A 16,279-nucleotide genomic window follows, 5' to 3' on the forward strand; every position below is an offset into this window, starting at 1 on the left:
GGCCAGAGCGAGCCAAACGAGCCAAATGAACCGGGCCGGTCACGCAGCACCGCGGCGAAGCGTGGCCGGCCTCAGCGATCCCGGCGACCTTACTCGACCTTCTCGGCTCCGTTCGTGACGGCGTTGGCACCCTTCGGAATGTCTTCGCCGGCGCCGGCCCGTGTTTTAAGCGCGGTTGCGCGCGTTTTCCCGCGAGATGTCCGTTTGCTCAGGTGCGGCGATGGCGTTTGCGGACCACAAGCCATTTGGGCGAGCGGAACCGCACGATGCTCACATAGAGCCAGACATAAGTGAGCGCGAACACCACTACAAAGCAGAACAGGTGCAGCGTGTGGCGCCAGAACAGCGTGGCCGGAATCACGGCGACGAGGCACAGCAGCCACAGGTAGGGCGAGGTGAGCGAGTTGCGGCGCGTGAGCTCGCGCGCGGTGCGCGCGCCAACGGCCCAGCGCATGAGGCGCTTGTAGACGAGCATATGCAGATGCACGCCGTCGGGAATGCCCGGCGACATGCCGCGCACGAACTTCTTCCGGTAGATCGAGAAGCAGGTCTCGAAGATCGGGTACATGAAGAGCAGCACGGGATACCACGCCGAGACGTCGCGGTTGCGCATCACGAGCAGGATCGCGAGCTCCCCCAGCATGAAGCCGATGAAGTAGGCGCCGCCGTCGCCGAGAAAGATCAGGCCCGCCGGGAAGTTCCAGATGAAGAAGCCCAGCACCGCGCCCATCATGATGAACGAGGCCGAGAGCACGACCGCGTCGTGCACCTGGAACGCCACGTAGGCGAGCGAGGCGAACATCATGAACGCGACCATCGAGGCGAGGCCGTTGAAGCCGTCGATGATGTTGATCGCGTTGGCGAGCGCCGCCACGGCCAGCACGGTGATGACGCACGAGATGGCCGCGTACGAGAGCAGGAAGTCGAGCGGCGGCACGCTGATGCGCGTGACCGCGATGCCGAGCACGAAATACGCGAGCGCGGCGGCGGCCATCGTGCAGACGAGGCGCGCAAGCGGCGAAACGCGCTTGGTGAGGTCCTCGACGAGCCCCGAGGCGAACGCGGGCAGGCCGCACGCGACGATGCCGAGGATGCCGCCCGCCACGGCCGGATAGGCGAAATGCAGCTGCGCCGCCGCGACCACGAGCCCGATGAGGATGCCGGTGCCGCCGATGCGCGGCACGGGGCGCACATGAAATTTCTGCACGCCCGCGAGGTCGGAGTCGACGGAGAACCTTTCGTGCAGATGGGCATAACGCACGATCAGCAGCGTGACCAGCAGCGAGACAAGAAAGCCGAGTGCGAAACTAAGCATGAAAGGTGAACGCAGGGCGAGAAGACGGAATCCGGGATTATACAAAGGCGGCGTGGCGCTTTCGGCGCGCGGCCAGCGCCGCCGGTGCGGCTGGTGCCAGGCCGCGCATCCTGGGCGCCCCGCGCGTGCCCTTGTGCCATGATGGCCGCACCCTCATCCGACGGATTTCGCCCATGCCCCATTCCGCCTGGGTTCGCGAAGCGATCCGCAAGATCGACGCGGACTTCAACCGCTCCGCCGACACGCATCTCGTCCCGCTCGACCTGCCCGGCTATCCCGAACTGCGCTTCTATCTGAAGGACGAATCGAGCCATCCCACCGGCAGCCTCAAGCACCGGCTTGCGCGCTCGCTGTTTCTCTATGCCCTGTGCAACGGCTGGCTCAACGCGAAGAGCACCGTGGTCGAAGCGTCGAGCGGCTCGACCGCGATCTCCGAAGCCTATTTCGCGCGTCTGCTCGGGCTGCCGTTCGTGGCGGTGATTCCGGCCAGCACGTCGCGCATGAAGATCGAGGAGATCGAGTTTTACGGCGGGCGCTGCCACCTCGTGAACAAGGCCTCGGAGATCTATGAGGAGTCGCACCGCATCGCGCAGTCGCTGGGTGGTCACTTCATGGACCAGTTTACCTACGCCGAGCGCGCGACCGACTGGCGCGCCAACAACAGTATCGCCGAGTCGATTTTCAGGCAGATGGCGGCCGAGGAGCATCCCGTGCCCGCCTGGCTCGTCTCGAGCGGCGGCACCGGCGGCACGATCGCCACGCTTGGGCGCTACGTGCGCTACCGGCGGCACCTCACGCGCGTGTTGTGCGCCGACCCCGAGAACTCGGTGTTCTTCGACTATTTCCGCAGTGTGCTGGCGGGCGCGCCCGAGGCCGGGCTCGCGCTCGAGACCGGCTCGCGCGTGGAAGGCATCGGCCGCCCGCGCGTGGAGCGCTCGTTCATTCCCACTTGCGTCGACGCCATGGTCAAGGTGCCCGACGCGCTGGCCTTCGCAGCCATGCGCTACCTCGCCGGGCGCCTCGGCAAGCGGGTGGGCGGCTCGACGGGCACGAACTTCGTCGGCGTGCTCTGGCTCGCCGAACGCATGAAGGCGCGTGGCGAGTCGGGCTCGATCGTGAGCCTCTTGTGCGACAGCGGCGAGCGCTATCGCTCGACCTATTACGACGACGCGTGGTTCGCGGCGCAAGGCATCGATCTCGCGGGCGCCGAGGGGTGGATCGCGCGCGCCGTGCAAGGCGAGCCCGTGTTCGCCATGGGCAGCGCTGCGGCGGTGCAGTCAGCCGGGCTGTAAGCGGGGCAATAGTGGGGCTGCCAGCGGGGCTGCTAGCAGGGCGACAAGCGGGGTAACAAGCGGACCTGCTAGCGACGGTGCCAGCGGGGTAGCAAGTTGGGTAACAAGCGAAGCGACAAGCGGCGCAGGTCGCGCGCCCTGCCGGGTTGCCGGGCCTCCGCGGTGGCACGCGCGCATGATAGTATGACGCGCCCGTGCCGGGTCAGGGGGCCATTCGAGGGCCGTCCCCTGCGCCAACTCATTCGCCCGCGCTCGCGGGCCCGTCATTGCCGATGACTCAGGACAACGCTCAGGTTCACCGACACGCCGAACGCACCGAGCCCCCAGCGAACGACGCTTCGCGCCCGCTCGTGTCGATGCTGCTAATCGCCTACAACCAGGCGGGCGTTATTGCCGACGCCGTCGCGGGCGCGCTGGCGCAGCGCTACTCGCCGCTCGAAATCCTGATCTCCGACGATTGCTCGACTGACGGCACCTGGGCGGCCATCGAAGCGGCCGTGCGCGACTATCGCGGCCCGCATCGGATCGTGCTCAACCGCAACGAACAGAACGCGGGCATCAGCGCGCATCTCTCGAAGCTGGCCGCCATGAGCCAGGGCGCCTTGCTCGTGGTGACCGCCGGCGACGACGTCTCGGTGCCCGAGCGTTGCACGCGGCTCGTCGACTGCTGGAACGCGCTCGGGCAGCGTGTGGACCTCATCGCCTCCGATCTCGTGGAGTTGGAGCCCGCGGCGGCGTCCGTGTCCGCGGCAGTGAGCCATGCAACGGACCATGAAGCGGGCCGGATTGCCCCGACAGATCTCGGCCAGTACAAGAATTTCGACGACTGGGCGCGCGAGCGCCCGTGGGTCGTGGGCGCCTCGCACGCGTGGTCGCGGCGTCTGTTCGAGCGCTTCGGGCCGATGCTGCCGGGCGCGATGGCCGAAGACCAGATCATGACGTTTCGCGCGGTCATGTCGGGCGGCGCGCACAGCCTGCGCGAGCCGCTCGTGCGCTACCGGCGCGGCGGGCTCTCGGGCAAGAAGCGCTATCGCACCGTCGAGCAGTTCGTCGCGCGCGTGAAGCTCACGACGGCCTTCGGGCTCGTCGAATCGGAGCAGTTTCAGCGCGATGCGCAACTCGCGGGTGTGGGCGAGCCGATGCGCGCGCTGCTCGTGCCCAAGCTTGCGCGCGAGCACTACGCGCGCGATGTGTTCGCGGCGCGAGGTTTCGGTGCGAAGCTCGCGCTGCTGCTGCGCACGCCGGGCGTGAAAATGGGCTTCAAAATCCGCATGTTTCTCTACGCTGCGTGCCCCTGCGTTTATCGGCCGTTCTTCGCGCTGCGCGCGTGGCTAAAAGGGAAGTGATAAGGGGCGGGTGACGCGCGCTCGATGCGCGAGCGGCGCGTCGGGCGTTCAGCTTCCCGGCGTGCCTGCGCGCGTGAATTCGAGCAGGACGACGTGATCGGGCACGTCCACGGCCAGCTGCCGCACATCGGCGTGGCGCACGAGCGGATCGGCCGATACGGTGGGATCGTAGAGCGCGATGCGGCTCACGGCTGTGCCAAATTCCACCTGGACCTTTGCGCCGGGCGCGTTCAGCGGCTTGCCCGTCGCCCGGTCCCAGAAGGGCACTTCATTCCAGAGCGCAAGCAGATAGCGGCCGTCGCCCCTGGTCAGGAGCAGGCTGCGTGCCGACACCGGCATTGCGTGCAATGAACAGGATAACGAAGTATCTGGCGGCGTGCCGGTTTGCGCGCCGGCCTGTGTATTGGCGGGTCCTGCGGCAGCCGCATTCGCGCGCAGGATCGTCGTGAGATTGCGTATCGTGCTGGCCGAGGGCTTGGGCGACTGGTCGTTTCTGAAGAGACCGAAGTGCATCTCATTGTTCACGTTCCGCGGATCGGGTTTTTCGTCGAGCAACTCGTAGATGTAGGTGCGCGTGGTGCCGAGGCTCGCAGCGTCGAACAACCCGTTGAGCACGCCCTTGGCCTGGGACGCCTCGTCCACACCGATGCTGTACCACCCCGACTGCGGGAGCGTGAAGTAGCCGAACTCGGTCACCACGAACGGTAGGTCGTATTTGCGCAGACCGTCGATGGCCCAGGCCATCCACTTGTCGCCGTTGGGGTTGTATGCGGGCTGCTCGCCGTTTTGCGGATAGACGTGCTGATTGGCGAAGTCGGCGGCGCCCGCGCGCGTGGCGACGCGCGTGAATTCGTAGCCGGTGAGGTCGTACACCGGCACGCCGGGGAGACTTGCGCTGCCGTGCACGTGCGCATGGATCGCCTGCTGCGCGGCGAAACCGGCCGCGTCGCCGGTGAGCCCGTTATAGCTCACGTGGAAGTTATTGATCTCGTTGAAGCCTTCCACGGCGGCGATGCTGCCCGGCGCGGCGGCGGCAAAGCGATCGAGTTGCTGTAGCGAATCGGCGACGTTGCCGCGCACGATGAAGTTGAACTTCACACCTTGTTGCGCGAGCCAGACGTAGCTCGAGAGCGGCGCCGAGGCGCCAGGCGTGCCGTCACGCACGTGGCGCACGCCCATCCACGCAAGATCCTTCGCCACGTTGCGCACGTCGGCGTAGGCCCCGTCCGTGTAGTCGATGTGGGTGTTGACGGCGATGCTGTCGAGAAACGCCTCAGCGCTCATCGTGCGCGCGGAGCATGCGGCGGGCGTGTTCTGGGACGTATCTGCCGCATGCGCTTGGGGCACGAATGGCGGTGCGAGCGATGCAGCAATTAGCGCAAGCGCGCAAGCGCGCGCGGTGCTGAACCTGGCAAGCGCCGCCATAGCGCGTGCTTTTGGGGCAAGTGCAGTATCGGCACGCGCTACATCGACACGCACTGCATTGGCAAGCACCGTATCGGTACGCGCTCTATTGGCACGCGCCGCACCGACAAGCACCACATCCGCAAGCGCCATATCGGCAAGCGCCGCATCAGCAAGCAGAGCATCAGCACGCAGAGCATCAGCACGCAGAGCATCAGCACGCGCTGCATCGTCACACACCATCCGGACGATGGCGAGCCCGCCGCTGCGTGTCGCGCCGATGCGCTGGAGTTCGACAGGTGTCGTCGCGAGCGCGCCGAACATCGGCAGGATGCTACCGGCGAAGTTGCGCGTGGCGCTGCGCTTGATGCTCGGCTTGTGACGGGGCAGGGTGCTCATGGCGTGGTCATCATGCAGGCGCGCGCGGATGCGCAGGGGGTTCTGCCCCCTCGCCCCTCGATCAAGAAACGCGCGTCCCGCCCATTCTGGATGAGACATGCGTGTGCGTTTGTGCGTCGGCGCACGGAGCGGCGAGGCACTAAAAATTAGATTTGCCTTACACCGCGCGGTGCGGCCGCGAGCGTCTGGCCAGACCCTTGAAGGAGGAGTCATTCCATGATCCCTGTCGTGTTCGACGGCGCTTTCGGCTGGCTGCATCCTGCCGGGGGCCACATGGGGGTGGTGCTATGCAATCCGTTTGGTTATGACGCCCTGTGCACGCACCGTGGCTGGCGCAAGCTGGCCGAGCGGCTCGCCGCGGCCGGCATGCCGGTGCTGCGGTTCGACTACCCGGGCACCGGCGACGCCGAAGGCATGGAAGACGACCCGGGCCGCGTAGAGGCGTGGCTCGCGAGCGTGGGCGCCGCCGTGCGGCATCTGCGTGCGACGACCGGCGTGACGCGCGTGGCGCTCGTGGGCTTGCGCCTGGGCGCCACGCTCGCCGCGCTGGCGGCCGAGCGGCTGCGCGGTGCGGATGCTTCCGGCGTGGACGCTCCCGGCATTGATGCGCTTGTCCTGCTCGCGCCGCCGGTCACTGGCCGCCGCTATATCCGAGAGTTGCGCGCGCACCGGCAGGGCTGGCTGAGCACGTCGGCGGGCATGGGCGCCGTGCCCATCCCCGACGACGCCGCCTACGTGGAGGCCTTCGGCTTCGGCATGCACGGCGACGACATTGCCGCGCTCTCGGCCGTCGATCTGATGCGCGACACGCGCTTTCCCGCGGCGCGCGTGCTGCTGCTCGATTCGAGCGGCACGAACCTCACGGCTTCGCTCGCCGCGCATTACACGCAGCACGGTGTGGAGGTCGAGCAGGGCGGTTTTGAGGAATCCGATCGTTTCTTTCTGGAAGCGCTCTATAGCGAGGAGCCCGTCGAGGCGTTCTCGCGCGTGAGCGCCTGGCTTGCCGAGGATGCAGGGCGTGCGGCTACCGCAGCCACCGCCACTGCCAGCGCAACCGCGCGGCCCGCCTTCGAGCCGGGCGCGGGATTCGCGTCGGTCAACCCCCAGCCGTATCTGCGGCTCGCGCGCCATCGCGCGACCGAGCGGCCCGTGCGCTTCGGCCATTGCTTCGGCATTCACTGCGAGCCCGACGTCCCGCAGCCGGGCGCGCCCGCCGTGCTGCTCATCAACACGGGCGCCGCGCATCACATCGGCGACGGCCGGATTTCCGTGCTGCTCGCGCGGCGCTTCGCGGAGCAGGGCGTGGCGACGCTGCGCATGGACGTCGGCGGCCTCGGCGACGCGCAGCCGCCGGCGCCCGAGGTGACGCTCGACATGCTCTATTCGACGGCACTGCGCGACGACGCCGCTGCCGGCGCCGACTGGCTCGTCGCGCGCGGCCATGCGCGCGTGGTCGCCTTCGGGGTGTGCGGCGGTGCGTTCGTGAGCCTGCACGTGTGTGCGCTTCATCCAAACGTGGTGGCCGCGTACGGCGTCAATCTGCAAAAGTTCACGTGGGATGGCGCCGCGCGCTCGCCGGGCGAGCAGCGCATGGTGTCGTCGCGGACCTACCTGCGCGCGCTCTTCGATGCCGACAAATGGAAGCGCGCGCTGCGCGGGCAGACCGGCACCCATCCGCTGCGTATCGCCGCCGTACTCGCGAAGCGTGGCATGCGCCGCGCAACCTTGGCGCTCGCGCACGCGGTCGAGCGTAAGACCGGGCGGCCCGTGGTGGCCAACGAGGCGCTCGCGCTGTTGCACGAGGTCGACGCGAAGCAAGTCCAGTTGCGGCTCGTGTATGGCGAATTCGACTCCGGGCTCGAGGAGGCGCGCCTGCAACTGGGCGCGTCGCTTGCCGCCTTGCGCGCCGTGCCGAACGTGCGCGCGATGACGCTGCCGCGTCTCGATCACGCGCTCTTCACGCGCGAGGCGCGCAACGCCGTGATGGACGATTTCGCAGGGTGGGTGTGCGCCGAGCTGGTCGGCGAGAGCGCGGTGGCTGCGCAGCGGGCGGACGATGTTGGGGCCGTTGTCGGCCCGATATCGGGCGCGGCGCCCGCTGGTTCAGCAGCGTGATGCTTCAGCGTGTTCGAGCCGCCTGAGCCCGGGCGGCGTCTTGCATCCGCGCGCCGTGAAGCACGCGCGGATCGTTACGGCGACCCCTCTGCTCAGCGATAGAACACCGGCGCCGCCGCATTGATCGCGCGGACCTCGCCGTCGGGCGCGACGTCGTGCGCGTTGGCGCTCGTGTCGAGCGGCACCAGATCGATCGTAACGGGCCGGTTCGGCGGCAGATGGAACCAGTCGCGCCGCGCGCGATAGTGCGCATCGGCGATGTGGACGCAGCGCGCGAAGCGGCGCGACTCGATCACGAGCTGCCAGCCATGCTCCGTGCGCTGCGGCGTGGCGGCGATGCCGAGATCATGCCGCTCATGCGCGCGCCGCTCGGGCAGATGAAACGCTTCGGACACGATCGCGCCGCTCGCCGGGTCGCGCAGCGTCGCGATCGTCACGTCGTGTGCGCGCGGCCCGAAACGGTACGCGTGCGTAAAGTCGAAGAAGCGCCCTAGCAGGTCGGCGGCGCTCACGCGCTGCACGCTGCGCGGCGCGAGCTCGACCGCGCGCGAGGCCTGCGCGACCGTCACCGCGCCGTCGCGCAGGCAGACGAGCTCGAGCTGCAGCGCGAGCGCAAGCGCGCCGTCGTTCACGAGATGGATGTCGAGGCCGTTCAGGCCTTCGTCGGTGATGACCGCCTGCACCGGCTGGAGCACCTGCGCGAGCCCGTGCCACGCGCTCTTGGGTCGGCCGCACGCGTCGATCGTCCCCCAGCCCGCGCCCGCGCGCAGGTCCTGCAACTGCCAGACCAGCCCGCCGCCGCACGATGAGCCGGCGCGGCGCCATTCGGCGAACACGTCGATCATGAGTTCGGCCACCACGGCGCGCGAGAGGTCCAGATAGCGCTGCGGGTCCTCATAGCGCACCTGCGTGGGCTCGATGCCGAACAGCGCGCGCACGTAGTGATCGCGCACGTCGTCGAAATCCCAGCCGGCGCCAGGGTCGCGCGGCACCGCGGCCTTCCAGCGCGGGGCGTGCTCGTGGATCGTGCCGAGCGCGTCGTGCAGCGTGGCGTCGTCGGGTACGTTGGCGAATGCGAGGCACTCGGAAGCAAAGCGCACCTGCGAGCGGCGCACGTCGTCGAGCGGGCGCTGATACGCGCTCACGCCGTAGTAGTGCGTGACGCCCGTGCGCGTGGAGAACGGCCAGGTGCCGCCCGAAGGCGAATTGCTCACATAGGGCACGTCGGGCCGCTCGCGCGCGACGATGCCGGGCAACTGCTGCGCGAAGAGCGCCTGCTCGCGCATCTCGGGCGGCAGGCCGAACATCGCGCCTTGCTGGTCGGCCTCGCTGCCGCCGCAGAGTACGGCAAGCGCGGCGTAGCGGCGCGTGCGGGCGAGAAACTGCGTGGCTTCGGTCTCGACGGCGGCGGTGAAGGCCGCGTCGGTCGGGTAGTCGAAATTGGCGAACGCGAAGTCCTGCCAGACGAGGATGCCGTTGGCGTCTGCGAGCCGGTAGAACGCGTCCGATTCGTAGACCATCGTGCCGCCCACGCGGATCATGTTCATGCCCGCTTCGCGCACGAGCGCGAAGGTGTGCTCGAGTTGCTCGCGCGTGCCGGTGAGCGTCGCGAGGTCGGCGCTGGTCCAGCACGCGCCGCGGCAGAACACCGGTACGCCGTTGATGCGCAGGGCGAAGCCCGCGCCGTCCGCGCAGTTCAGATCGCGGTCCACTTCGATCGTGCGAAAGCCCACGTCGCCCAGCGCGATATCGTGCAGTGTTGCGCGCTGCGCCAGTTGCAGCGTGAGCGCGTGGCGCGTGGGCGCGCCGTGCGTATGCGGCCACCAGCGCTCGGCCTGCTCTACGCGCAGCGTGCCGCTCAGCGTGTGCGCATCGCGCCACGCGAGCGCCGCCTGTGCATGCGCACAATGGAGTGTCGCGGCGGCCGTTTCGTCGTGGGCGTGCACGAAGCGCACGGTGACGTTGACGATGCCGTCGTCGCCTTGCATCGACGTCGAAAGATCGACGCTATGGATTGCGTCGGGCGCGTCGGAGAGCAGTTCGACGGGCCGCCAGGGGCCCACAGCCTGCAGCGAGGGACACCAGCCCGGCATGTGCCCGAGCAGCGTCGTGCGCACGTTGCGCAGCGTGGCCGGCGTGACGAGGCGCGGGCGCCAGCGCGCCCGCGTGCGTCGCGCGGCGAGCGCCGCGTCGAGCGTGCGGAAGCAGAGCGCGAGCGTGGCCGTGCCGTGCAATTCGAACTCGACGTCGTGCGCGACGAACATCGAGTCGGAGGTGAGCAGCAGCCGTTCGTCGAGCCAGACTTCGGCGATCGAGGCAAGCCCGGACAGGCGCAAACGGCGCACGCCGTGACCCGTGAGCGTGAGCCGATACCAGTGATCGAGCGTAGCGAATGGACCAGGGCGCTCGAGGTCGAGCTTGCCCGCCGCGCGCAGCGCCGAGGCGACCGTGCCCGGCACTTCGGCGTCGAGCCAGTCTTCGGCGCGGATGGCCGCTTCGGGTGCATCGAGCGCGGCGGGCGTCGCGCACGCGCCGGGCGGTGTCGAAACGCATCGCCAGCCCGCGCTCAGCGCGACCGGCCAGAGGTTTTCATCGGCGCCGGTGGTGGCGCAAACAGGCGCGAGCGCGCCTTGCGGCACGCTCGCGCCGTGCTCGTCAGTATCGTTCAGCAGATTACGCACGCGTTCCCCCCGGGTGGCCGCAGCGCCTCGTCACCGCTACGCGTCGTCACGCCATCAGCGCGGCGAGCGGCTCGAGCGTATTGTCGTATCCCGCTTCGAGCACGTCGAAGCAGTCGTCGCACGTATCGCGGCGATTGCGCGCCATGGCGCGCACGAGCCGGAACTGCATCACCATGGCTTCCGAAGCCACCTTTTGCGCCGCTGCCGCAATCGTCTCCGGAATCGCCACGCCCTGGGCGTTCAGCCACAGCAGATACTTCGAGAGGAACTCGAAGTTCGCGCCGAGCTGACGCATCAGGTTGAACGAGTACGGATGAAAGAAGCTTTCGCCGCGCTCGAGCAGCGTATCGAGTTGCGCCGGAAACGCCGTGCGCCACTCGCTCACCGGATTGCGCCGCGGGCGCCGCGCGAGATGCCCGCGCAGCAATTCGGCCGAGGCCTGTGCGAGCGCCGCGCCTTCGAGCGGCGCGCGCACGCGCTTGGCGAATTCCGCATACGGGAACAGCAAGTCGGGCTGTCCCACGAACTGCGGCAGCTTGCGGAACACGCCGTCGTAGTCCTCGCCGTCGAGCCGGTGATAGCCCGTGTTGTGGAAGTAGCCGAGGCGCCGCGCCGGCGGGTCGATGAAGTCGATGCCCACGGTGGTCTTCGGATGCTCGCGCCGGTACGAGGTCGCGCGCGTATTCGGCAGATAAAAGCCGTCCACTTCGACGAGCACCGTGTGGCCGCGCTGCGTCTGCGCGAGCACGCGGTCTTCGAGCGAGTCGTAGATCGCGAGCTCGGTGACCTGGGTGCCGTACAGGTGCTCGATGTCTTCGAGCGGGAACTTGAAGAACGTGAACTGATCGCCCTCGAAGTCCTGCGTCACCGTGAAAGCGAGCGCCGCGCGCGGATCGAACCCCATGCCGTGCAGCATTTCGATCCACAGGTCGACATAGCAGTTGGTCTCCACCCACACGCGCTCGCCCTGATGCAGCGCGTGCGATTCGTGCTCGCGCAGGCCGGCCTGCGCCGGCGCCGGATCTGCGGCGGCGCCGGTTGGGTCAGCAGGTGCGAGTGCGGCAGCGGACACGGTCGGCGCGTTCATACGCCCGCCTCCGCGAGGCCACGCTCGATGCGGGCCTTCGTGTCGTCCCACAGCAATGCGCGCACGGCGTCGGGCCAGGCGTTCACGTCGAGACCGTGATGCTTGAAGAGCGCGAGCGTGATGCGCTCCATGCCAAAGCCGACGCAGCCCGTATGCGCGGTCGAGCCGTCTTCGCACTCGATCTTCCAGATGGCGCCGAAGTGGTCCATGTGATAGTTGAACGAGAGGCAGGCGGTCTTGCTGTCCGCAAGCGCTACCGGAATCAGCAGTTCGAACTTGAGCGCCTGGGCGCGCTGGCTATCGGCGACGATCTTGCCGCCGCGCCCGAAGAACGGGTCGTTGGCGAGATCCACGTCCACCGGCAGCCCGAGCAGCGAGACCAGCAGCGAGCCGCGGTCGATCCACATCTGGCGGAACGCCATGACCTCATCCGCGTTGCCGAGGCGCACGTACTCGCGCTGGCGGAACATCTGCATGCGCGCGGGGTCGAGCGAGGGCTCGTGGCGAAAGCAGTACGAGAGCACGTCGATCGTGCGGCCGCCCACGGGCATCGGGCCGCGCCGCGCCATCACCGGATAGATCGGATAGCAGGCCGCCGGCGTGAGCACGAGGCGCGTGGGCTTTTGCTGCTCCATCCATTCGGTGTCGCGGTTGTCGTCGCTCTGTTTCATCGCGTCATCGAGGCAGCGCAACAGGCGCATCTGGCCCGCTTCGTTGCCGCAGAACGAATGGATCGTGCCGGCGAGCTGCGGGAAGTTCTTCAGGTACTCGCTGTCCTCGAAGTCGGTGCGGCGCATCGCGGGCGGAAAGCGCAACACTTCGGGATCCTGATCGGCACCCAGATGCGTGATCGCCACGTTCAGGCGCTCGACCACGTCCTCGAACACGTGGCTGCGACCATAGAGGCCGTTCTCGCCGGTGTCGATGAGGATGCCGCTCGCGATCAGTTCGTCGCGGAAGGTCGGCTCCGCCTTCACGCCCTCAGCGGCTTGCAGTGCCGCGGTTTCGGTCATCGTGTTCATGTCAGGCTCTCCCCGGGCTCGCCGGACGCTGGGCGAGCAGGAGGCTCGCGGTGTTCTGGGCGATGCGGTCGTTGTTGATCATGAGCGGCGCCGAGTGCAGGTCGCGCAGATGGCGGCCCACGCTGTATTCGGTGCCGTTCTTGTAGCCGGCCATGCCGCAGATCATCAGCACTTCCTGCACGACGAGCAGCGCCGTCGAGGAGATGCTCGTCTTCAGCGTGTTCATGTCCGAGGCGTAGTGCAGCTGCGCCGAAAGCGGAGCATCCGCATCGTGGTTCGCTTCGCGTGCGTCGTGTGCTGCCTGGGCGGCATCGAGCGCAACCGACAGGCGCGCCTGCATCATCTGCAGGAGGCCCACCGCCTCGGCGAGGCGCATGCCCGCCGGCGGCACCGAGCCCGGTTTGGCGCGTGCCTGGGCACGGAAGAACGCTTGTGCGCGATTGACGGCGTCGGCGGCGACGCCGGTCCACACCGCGGCCCAGAGCGTGTGCGAGACGGGCAGCATGGTGCGGTCGGCAATCTCCGCGAAGGGCGTGGGCAGGATCTGCTCGGCGTGGCCCTCCGCGAGCAGGCGAAAGCCCTCGCTGCAGGTGCCGCGCATGCCCATCGAGTCCCACGTGCCGCGCTTTTCCAGTTCGAGGTCACCCAGCAGCGTGACGATCAGCACCTGGTCGGAGGCGGGCGATTCGGCGGTGCGTCGCGCGGTGACGAGAATGCCGTCCGCGTGCGCGCCGTACGAGATCGTGGGCGCCATCTTCTCGATGCTGAAGCGCCCGTCGATCACTTCGACCGCGCAGGCGCTCGTGCGCATGCTGCCGCCGATGTTTTCCTCGGAGGTGGCGGACGCAAGCAGCCATTGCTGCTCGACGAGCTGCGCGAGAACCTGCTGATGCCAGGGCTCTTGCGCGCCGTGCTCCATGATGCAGGCCACCTGAATCTGGTGCATCGCGTAGACCATCGCGGTCGAGGCGCAGCCGTGCGCGAGCGTCTCGCAGATCGCCGCGACCTCGGCGAGCGAGAGGCCCGCGCCGCCAAAGCGCTCGGGCACCATCGCGGAGAGCAGGCGCTCGGCCTTGAGCGCATCGAACGCTTCTACGGGAAAGCGCGCTTCGCGGTCCACGTGGTCGGCGTATTGCGCGGCCACGCGCGCCGCGCGCTGCGCGGCTTCGCGCCACGAGCCGGTTGCACGCTCATCCGCTTGATCGCTTGCGAGCGCCTGGCGGTCGGGCTCCACGGCGGCATCGATATGCGGGGCGTTCATGCTGCCGCCTTTGCCTGCTGCAGCTCGGTGACCGCCGCGGCGAGCGAATCGATGCTCGAGAACAGGCGCCGCGTGAGCATGCGGTCGGGAATCTCGATGCCGAACTCGTCCTCGATGGCGAGCATCAGATGGACGGTCGCGAGAGAAGAAAGACCCGCGGCGTAGAGATCGGCGTCGTCGGCCAGCGTGTCGGCTGGCACGTCGAGACGGGCCGATTCGGAAAGGATGCGTCGCAGTGCAGTTTTCATGGCGGAGGTGCCCCCTCGGGTGAATAGCGCTTCGATACTGGCGCGGGTATTGACGGTCCGTGCCCGCGCGACGGGATGCGCGGCAATAGCTCGTATTAAACGGAAGGCCGGGCGGTAGCGTCGGTGCGGCAGCGCACTCAAGCGCGGTTTGCACTGCGTTTGCGCAAGCGGTGGCACGTTGTGGTGCGTCGTGCCGCGCAGTGGACAGCGCAGTGGGTTGCAAAGCGCGTTGCCGTCGAGCGGCAGATTGCGCTCAAACCCATCGGAAGGTGTGTGTGCGCGCGTACAGATGCACACAATGCGCTTTGCTTAAATGGGCGCCATGCCCGTTATCGCGGGCCGGGCGCGATGCCTGGCCGCGAAGCGGCTGCGGGAATCGATCCTCGTTGGAGGGGTGTCATGGACATGCAGCTTCCGCTGGATCGGGTCAATCGGCGAGCGTGGGCAGAGCGCGACGCGTGGCGCGAGTTTACGCGTGAGCAGGCGTGGATGGATGCGGGCGAACAAGCCGCATTCGCGCGCATCGCACGCGAATGCCGTGGGCAGCCGCTGCTCGATATCGGCATTGGCGCGGGCCGCACGGTGCCGCTCATGATGCAGATGTCGTCTGACTATACGGGCATCGACTCTGTAACGAGCCTGCTCGAGCTCACGCACAAGCGCTTTCCGGGCGTGAATCTTCGTCAGATGGATGCGGGCGACATGACGGCGCTGCCGGACGAGCATTACGCATTGGCGGCGTTCGGCTCGAACGGCATCGATGGCGTGGAATACGAGGAGCGCGTGCGGGTCCTGCGCGAAATGCATCGCGTGACGCGCTCAGGCGGCCTCGTGTTCTTTTCGACGCACAACCGGGGCGGCCCCGGCTTCGACGAGCGCCCGTGGCAGCTGCTGCCGCGCTTGTCGGCGAATCTGCTGCGCTATGGCCCGCGCTTGCTGCGCGCCGCGCGCCGGTTGCCGCTCGCGCTGTGGAACTACCGGCGCAATGTGCGCCAGCATCGCGACTACGAAGGCTATTCGATCCGCACGGCGGCGGTGCACGACTTCGGCATGGTGATTGTCTACACCACGCTGGCCGAGCAACGCCGGCAGCTCGACGCGCTGGGCTTCGAGTTGGAGGCGGTATACGGCAGCAACGAAGGCGATCCGATCGCGCCCGCGCAAGAGACCAGCGACGCACGGTGGCTGCATTTCATCGCGCGCAAGATGGCTTGAAGTTGCACCGGCGGCGCGGATTGCCGCGCTGTTGAGTCGTGGGGGCTGCATCAAACAGGGAGACCGGCATGAATGCACACGGGCTTGCCATGAGCGAAGCGGCCGCGGGCGTAGCCGCCGCGGCACACGTTGGGCAATGCAGCACGGATGCGGCAACGCTTGCCGCGACGCCGGCGGGGGCGCCAGCCTGCGCGGCTGGGGTGGATAGCGTGCCGCCGCGTTTTGATGAGCGGCGCCTGCGCACCGCGCTAGGGCGCTTCGCGACTGGTGTGGTGGTGATCTCGACGGGTAGCGGCGACTCGCTGCATGCGATGACGGCTAACGCGTTCATGTCGGGGTCGTTGCGGCCGCCGCTGATCGTGGTGTCGGTCGGGCAGCGTGCGCGTATGCACGAGCGGCTCATGAGTGCCGAGCGGTTTGGGGTGAGTGTCCTGTCTGATGAGCAGGAGCCGCATAGCCGTCATTTCGCGGGGGAGCCGCAAAGTTGGCTTGCGCCGTGCTTCACGGAGGTGGAAGGGCTCGATGGTGTCGTGCTGCTTGAGCGCGCGGTTGCGCGGTTTGGGTTGCGGATGACTGATCGGCATGCTTGTGGCGACCACACGCTTTTTGTGGGGGAAGTGATGGCGTTTTCGCTTGATGAGCGGGCGCCGCTTGTGTTTTTTGGTGGGCGCTATGCGGGGGTGGCGCTGGCGCGTTGAGTGCTGCATGCGCGGTGCCGCTGTTTTAGCGCTTTAGCCCTTTAGCGCGTTGGCCTTTCCTTGTTTTGCATAAGGTATGCAGGCGTTGCCCCTGTGCGGGGCGGCCCCTGCTTTTCTTTGCCGCGGCAAAGAAAAGCAGGGCAAAAGAAAGCCGCTCACACCGCCAGTGTGACGCGGTCCCCCACTGCCCTGTCCA

General features: G+C 67.9%; 12 protein-coding genes. 5 read left to right on the forward strand and 7 right to left on the reverse strand.

The window, feature by feature from the left end; genetic code table 11:
* Positions 1-208: 208 nt before the first annotated feature.
* Positions 209-1,315 carry an MraY family glycosyltransferase gene (locus tag BO1_RS31640; protein WP_028220977.1) on the reverse strand — a complete coding sequence of 369 codons (1,107 nt, stop codon included), beginning with the start codon at positions 1,313-1,315 and terminating at the stop codon, positions 209-211.
* A gap of 173 nt (positions 1,316-1,488) precedes the next feature.
* Between BO1_RS31640 and BO1_RS31645 the strand changes: the two genes are divergently transcribed.
* Positions 1,489-2,607: a PLP-dependent cysteine synthase family protein gene (locus tag BO1_RS31645; protein WP_028220978.1), complete on the forward strand. Its 1,119-nt coding sequence runs from the start codon at positions 1,489-1,491 to the stop codon at positions 2,605-2,607.
* A gap of 272 nt (positions 2,608-2,879) precedes the next feature.
* A complete protein-coding gene (locus BO1_RS53600) occupies positions 2,880-3,953 on the forward strand; it encodes a glycosyltransferase family 2 protein (protein ID WP_043287399.1) in 1,074 nt (357 codons plus the stop codon).
* Between the two features lie 48 nt (positions 3,954-4,001).
* Here the strand turns inward: BO1_RS53600 and BO1_RS53605 are convergent, their stop codons facing one another.
* Entirely contained in the window at positions 4,002-5,756 is a 1,755-nt protein-coding gene (locus tag BO1_RS53605; RefSeq protein ID WP_245643955.1) for a glycoside hydrolase family protein, read from the reverse strand.
* 216 nt (positions 5,757-5,972) lie between these two features.
* On the opposite strand from BO1_RS53605, the gene BO1_RS53610 reads away from it, so the two are divergent.
* A complete protein-coding gene (locus BO1_RS53610) occupies positions 5,973-7,871 on the forward strand; it encodes an alpha/beta hydrolase (protein ID WP_043287400.1) in 1,899 nt (632 codons plus the stop codon).
* Positions 7,872-7,963: 92 nt separating this feature from the next.
* Here BO1_RS53610 and BO1_RS53615 read toward each other — a convergent pair whose 3' ends face one another.
* Genes BO1_RS53615 through BO1_RS31685 form a run of 5 tightly spaced genes read right to left on the reverse strand, consistent with a single transcriptional unit; the run spans position 7,964 to position 14,170 of the window.
* On the reverse strand, positions 7,964-10,552 hold the full coding sequence (locus BO1_RS53615; RefSeq protein ID WP_043287402.1) for a glycosyl hydrolase 2 galactose-binding domain-containing protein: 2,589 nt from the start codon (positions 10,550-10,552) through the stop codon (positions 7,964-7,966).
* Between the two features lie 46 nt (positions 10,553-10,598).
* A complete protein-coding gene (locus BO1_RS31670; protein ID WP_028220979.1) occupies positions 10,599-11,639 on the reverse strand; it encodes a DUF1839 family protein in 1,041 nt (346 codons plus the stop codon).
* Positions 11,636-12,661, reverse strand: a complete 1,026-nt coding sequence (locus tag BO1_RS31675; protein WP_028220980.1) for an amino acid--[acyl-carrier-protein] ligase — start codon at positions 12,659-12,661, stop codon at positions 11,636-11,638. The genes BO1_RS31670 and BO1_RS31675 overlap by 4 nt, the downstream gene beginning before the upstream one ends.
* A gap of 1 nt (position 12,662) precedes the next feature.
* Positions 12,663-13,922: an acyl-CoA dehydrogenase family protein gene (locus BO1_RS31680; RefSeq protein WP_028220981.1), complete on the reverse strand. Its 1,260-nt coding sequence runs from the start codon at positions 13,920-13,922 to the stop codon at positions 12,663-12,665.
* Entirely contained in the window at positions 13,919-14,170 is a 252-nt protein-coding gene (locus tag BO1_RS31685; RefSeq protein ID WP_028220982.1) for an acyl carrier protein, read from the reverse strand. The genes BO1_RS31680 and BO1_RS31685 overlap by 4 nt, the downstream gene beginning before the upstream one ends.
* 399 nt (positions 14,171-14,569) lie before the next feature.
* Between BO1_RS31685 and BO1_RS31690 the strand changes: the two genes are divergently transcribed.
* Both BO1_RS31690 and BO1_RS31695 read left to right on the forward strand, forming a co-directional pair.
* On the forward strand, positions 14,570-15,385 hold the full coding sequence (locus BO1_RS31690; RefSeq protein ID WP_028220983.1) for a class I SAM-dependent methyltransferase: 816 nt from the start codon (positions 14,570-14,572) through the stop codon (positions 15,383-15,385).
* Between the two features lie 68 nt (positions 15,386-15,453).
* The gene (locus tag BO1_RS31695) at positions 15,454-16,083 is read left to right on the forward strand and encodes a flavin reductase family protein (protein WP_245643956.1); all 630 of its coding nucleotides are present in this window, start codon (positions 15,454-15,456) and stop codon (positions 16,081-16,083) included.
* Positions 16,084-16,279: the final 196 nt, after the last annotated feature.

This window comes from Paraburkholderia oxyphila NBRC 105797, from assembly GCF_000685075.1.
Classification (GTDB): Bacteria; Pseudomonadota; Gammaproteobacteria; order Burkholderiales; family Burkholderiaceae; genus Paraburkholderia; species Paraburkholderia oxyphila.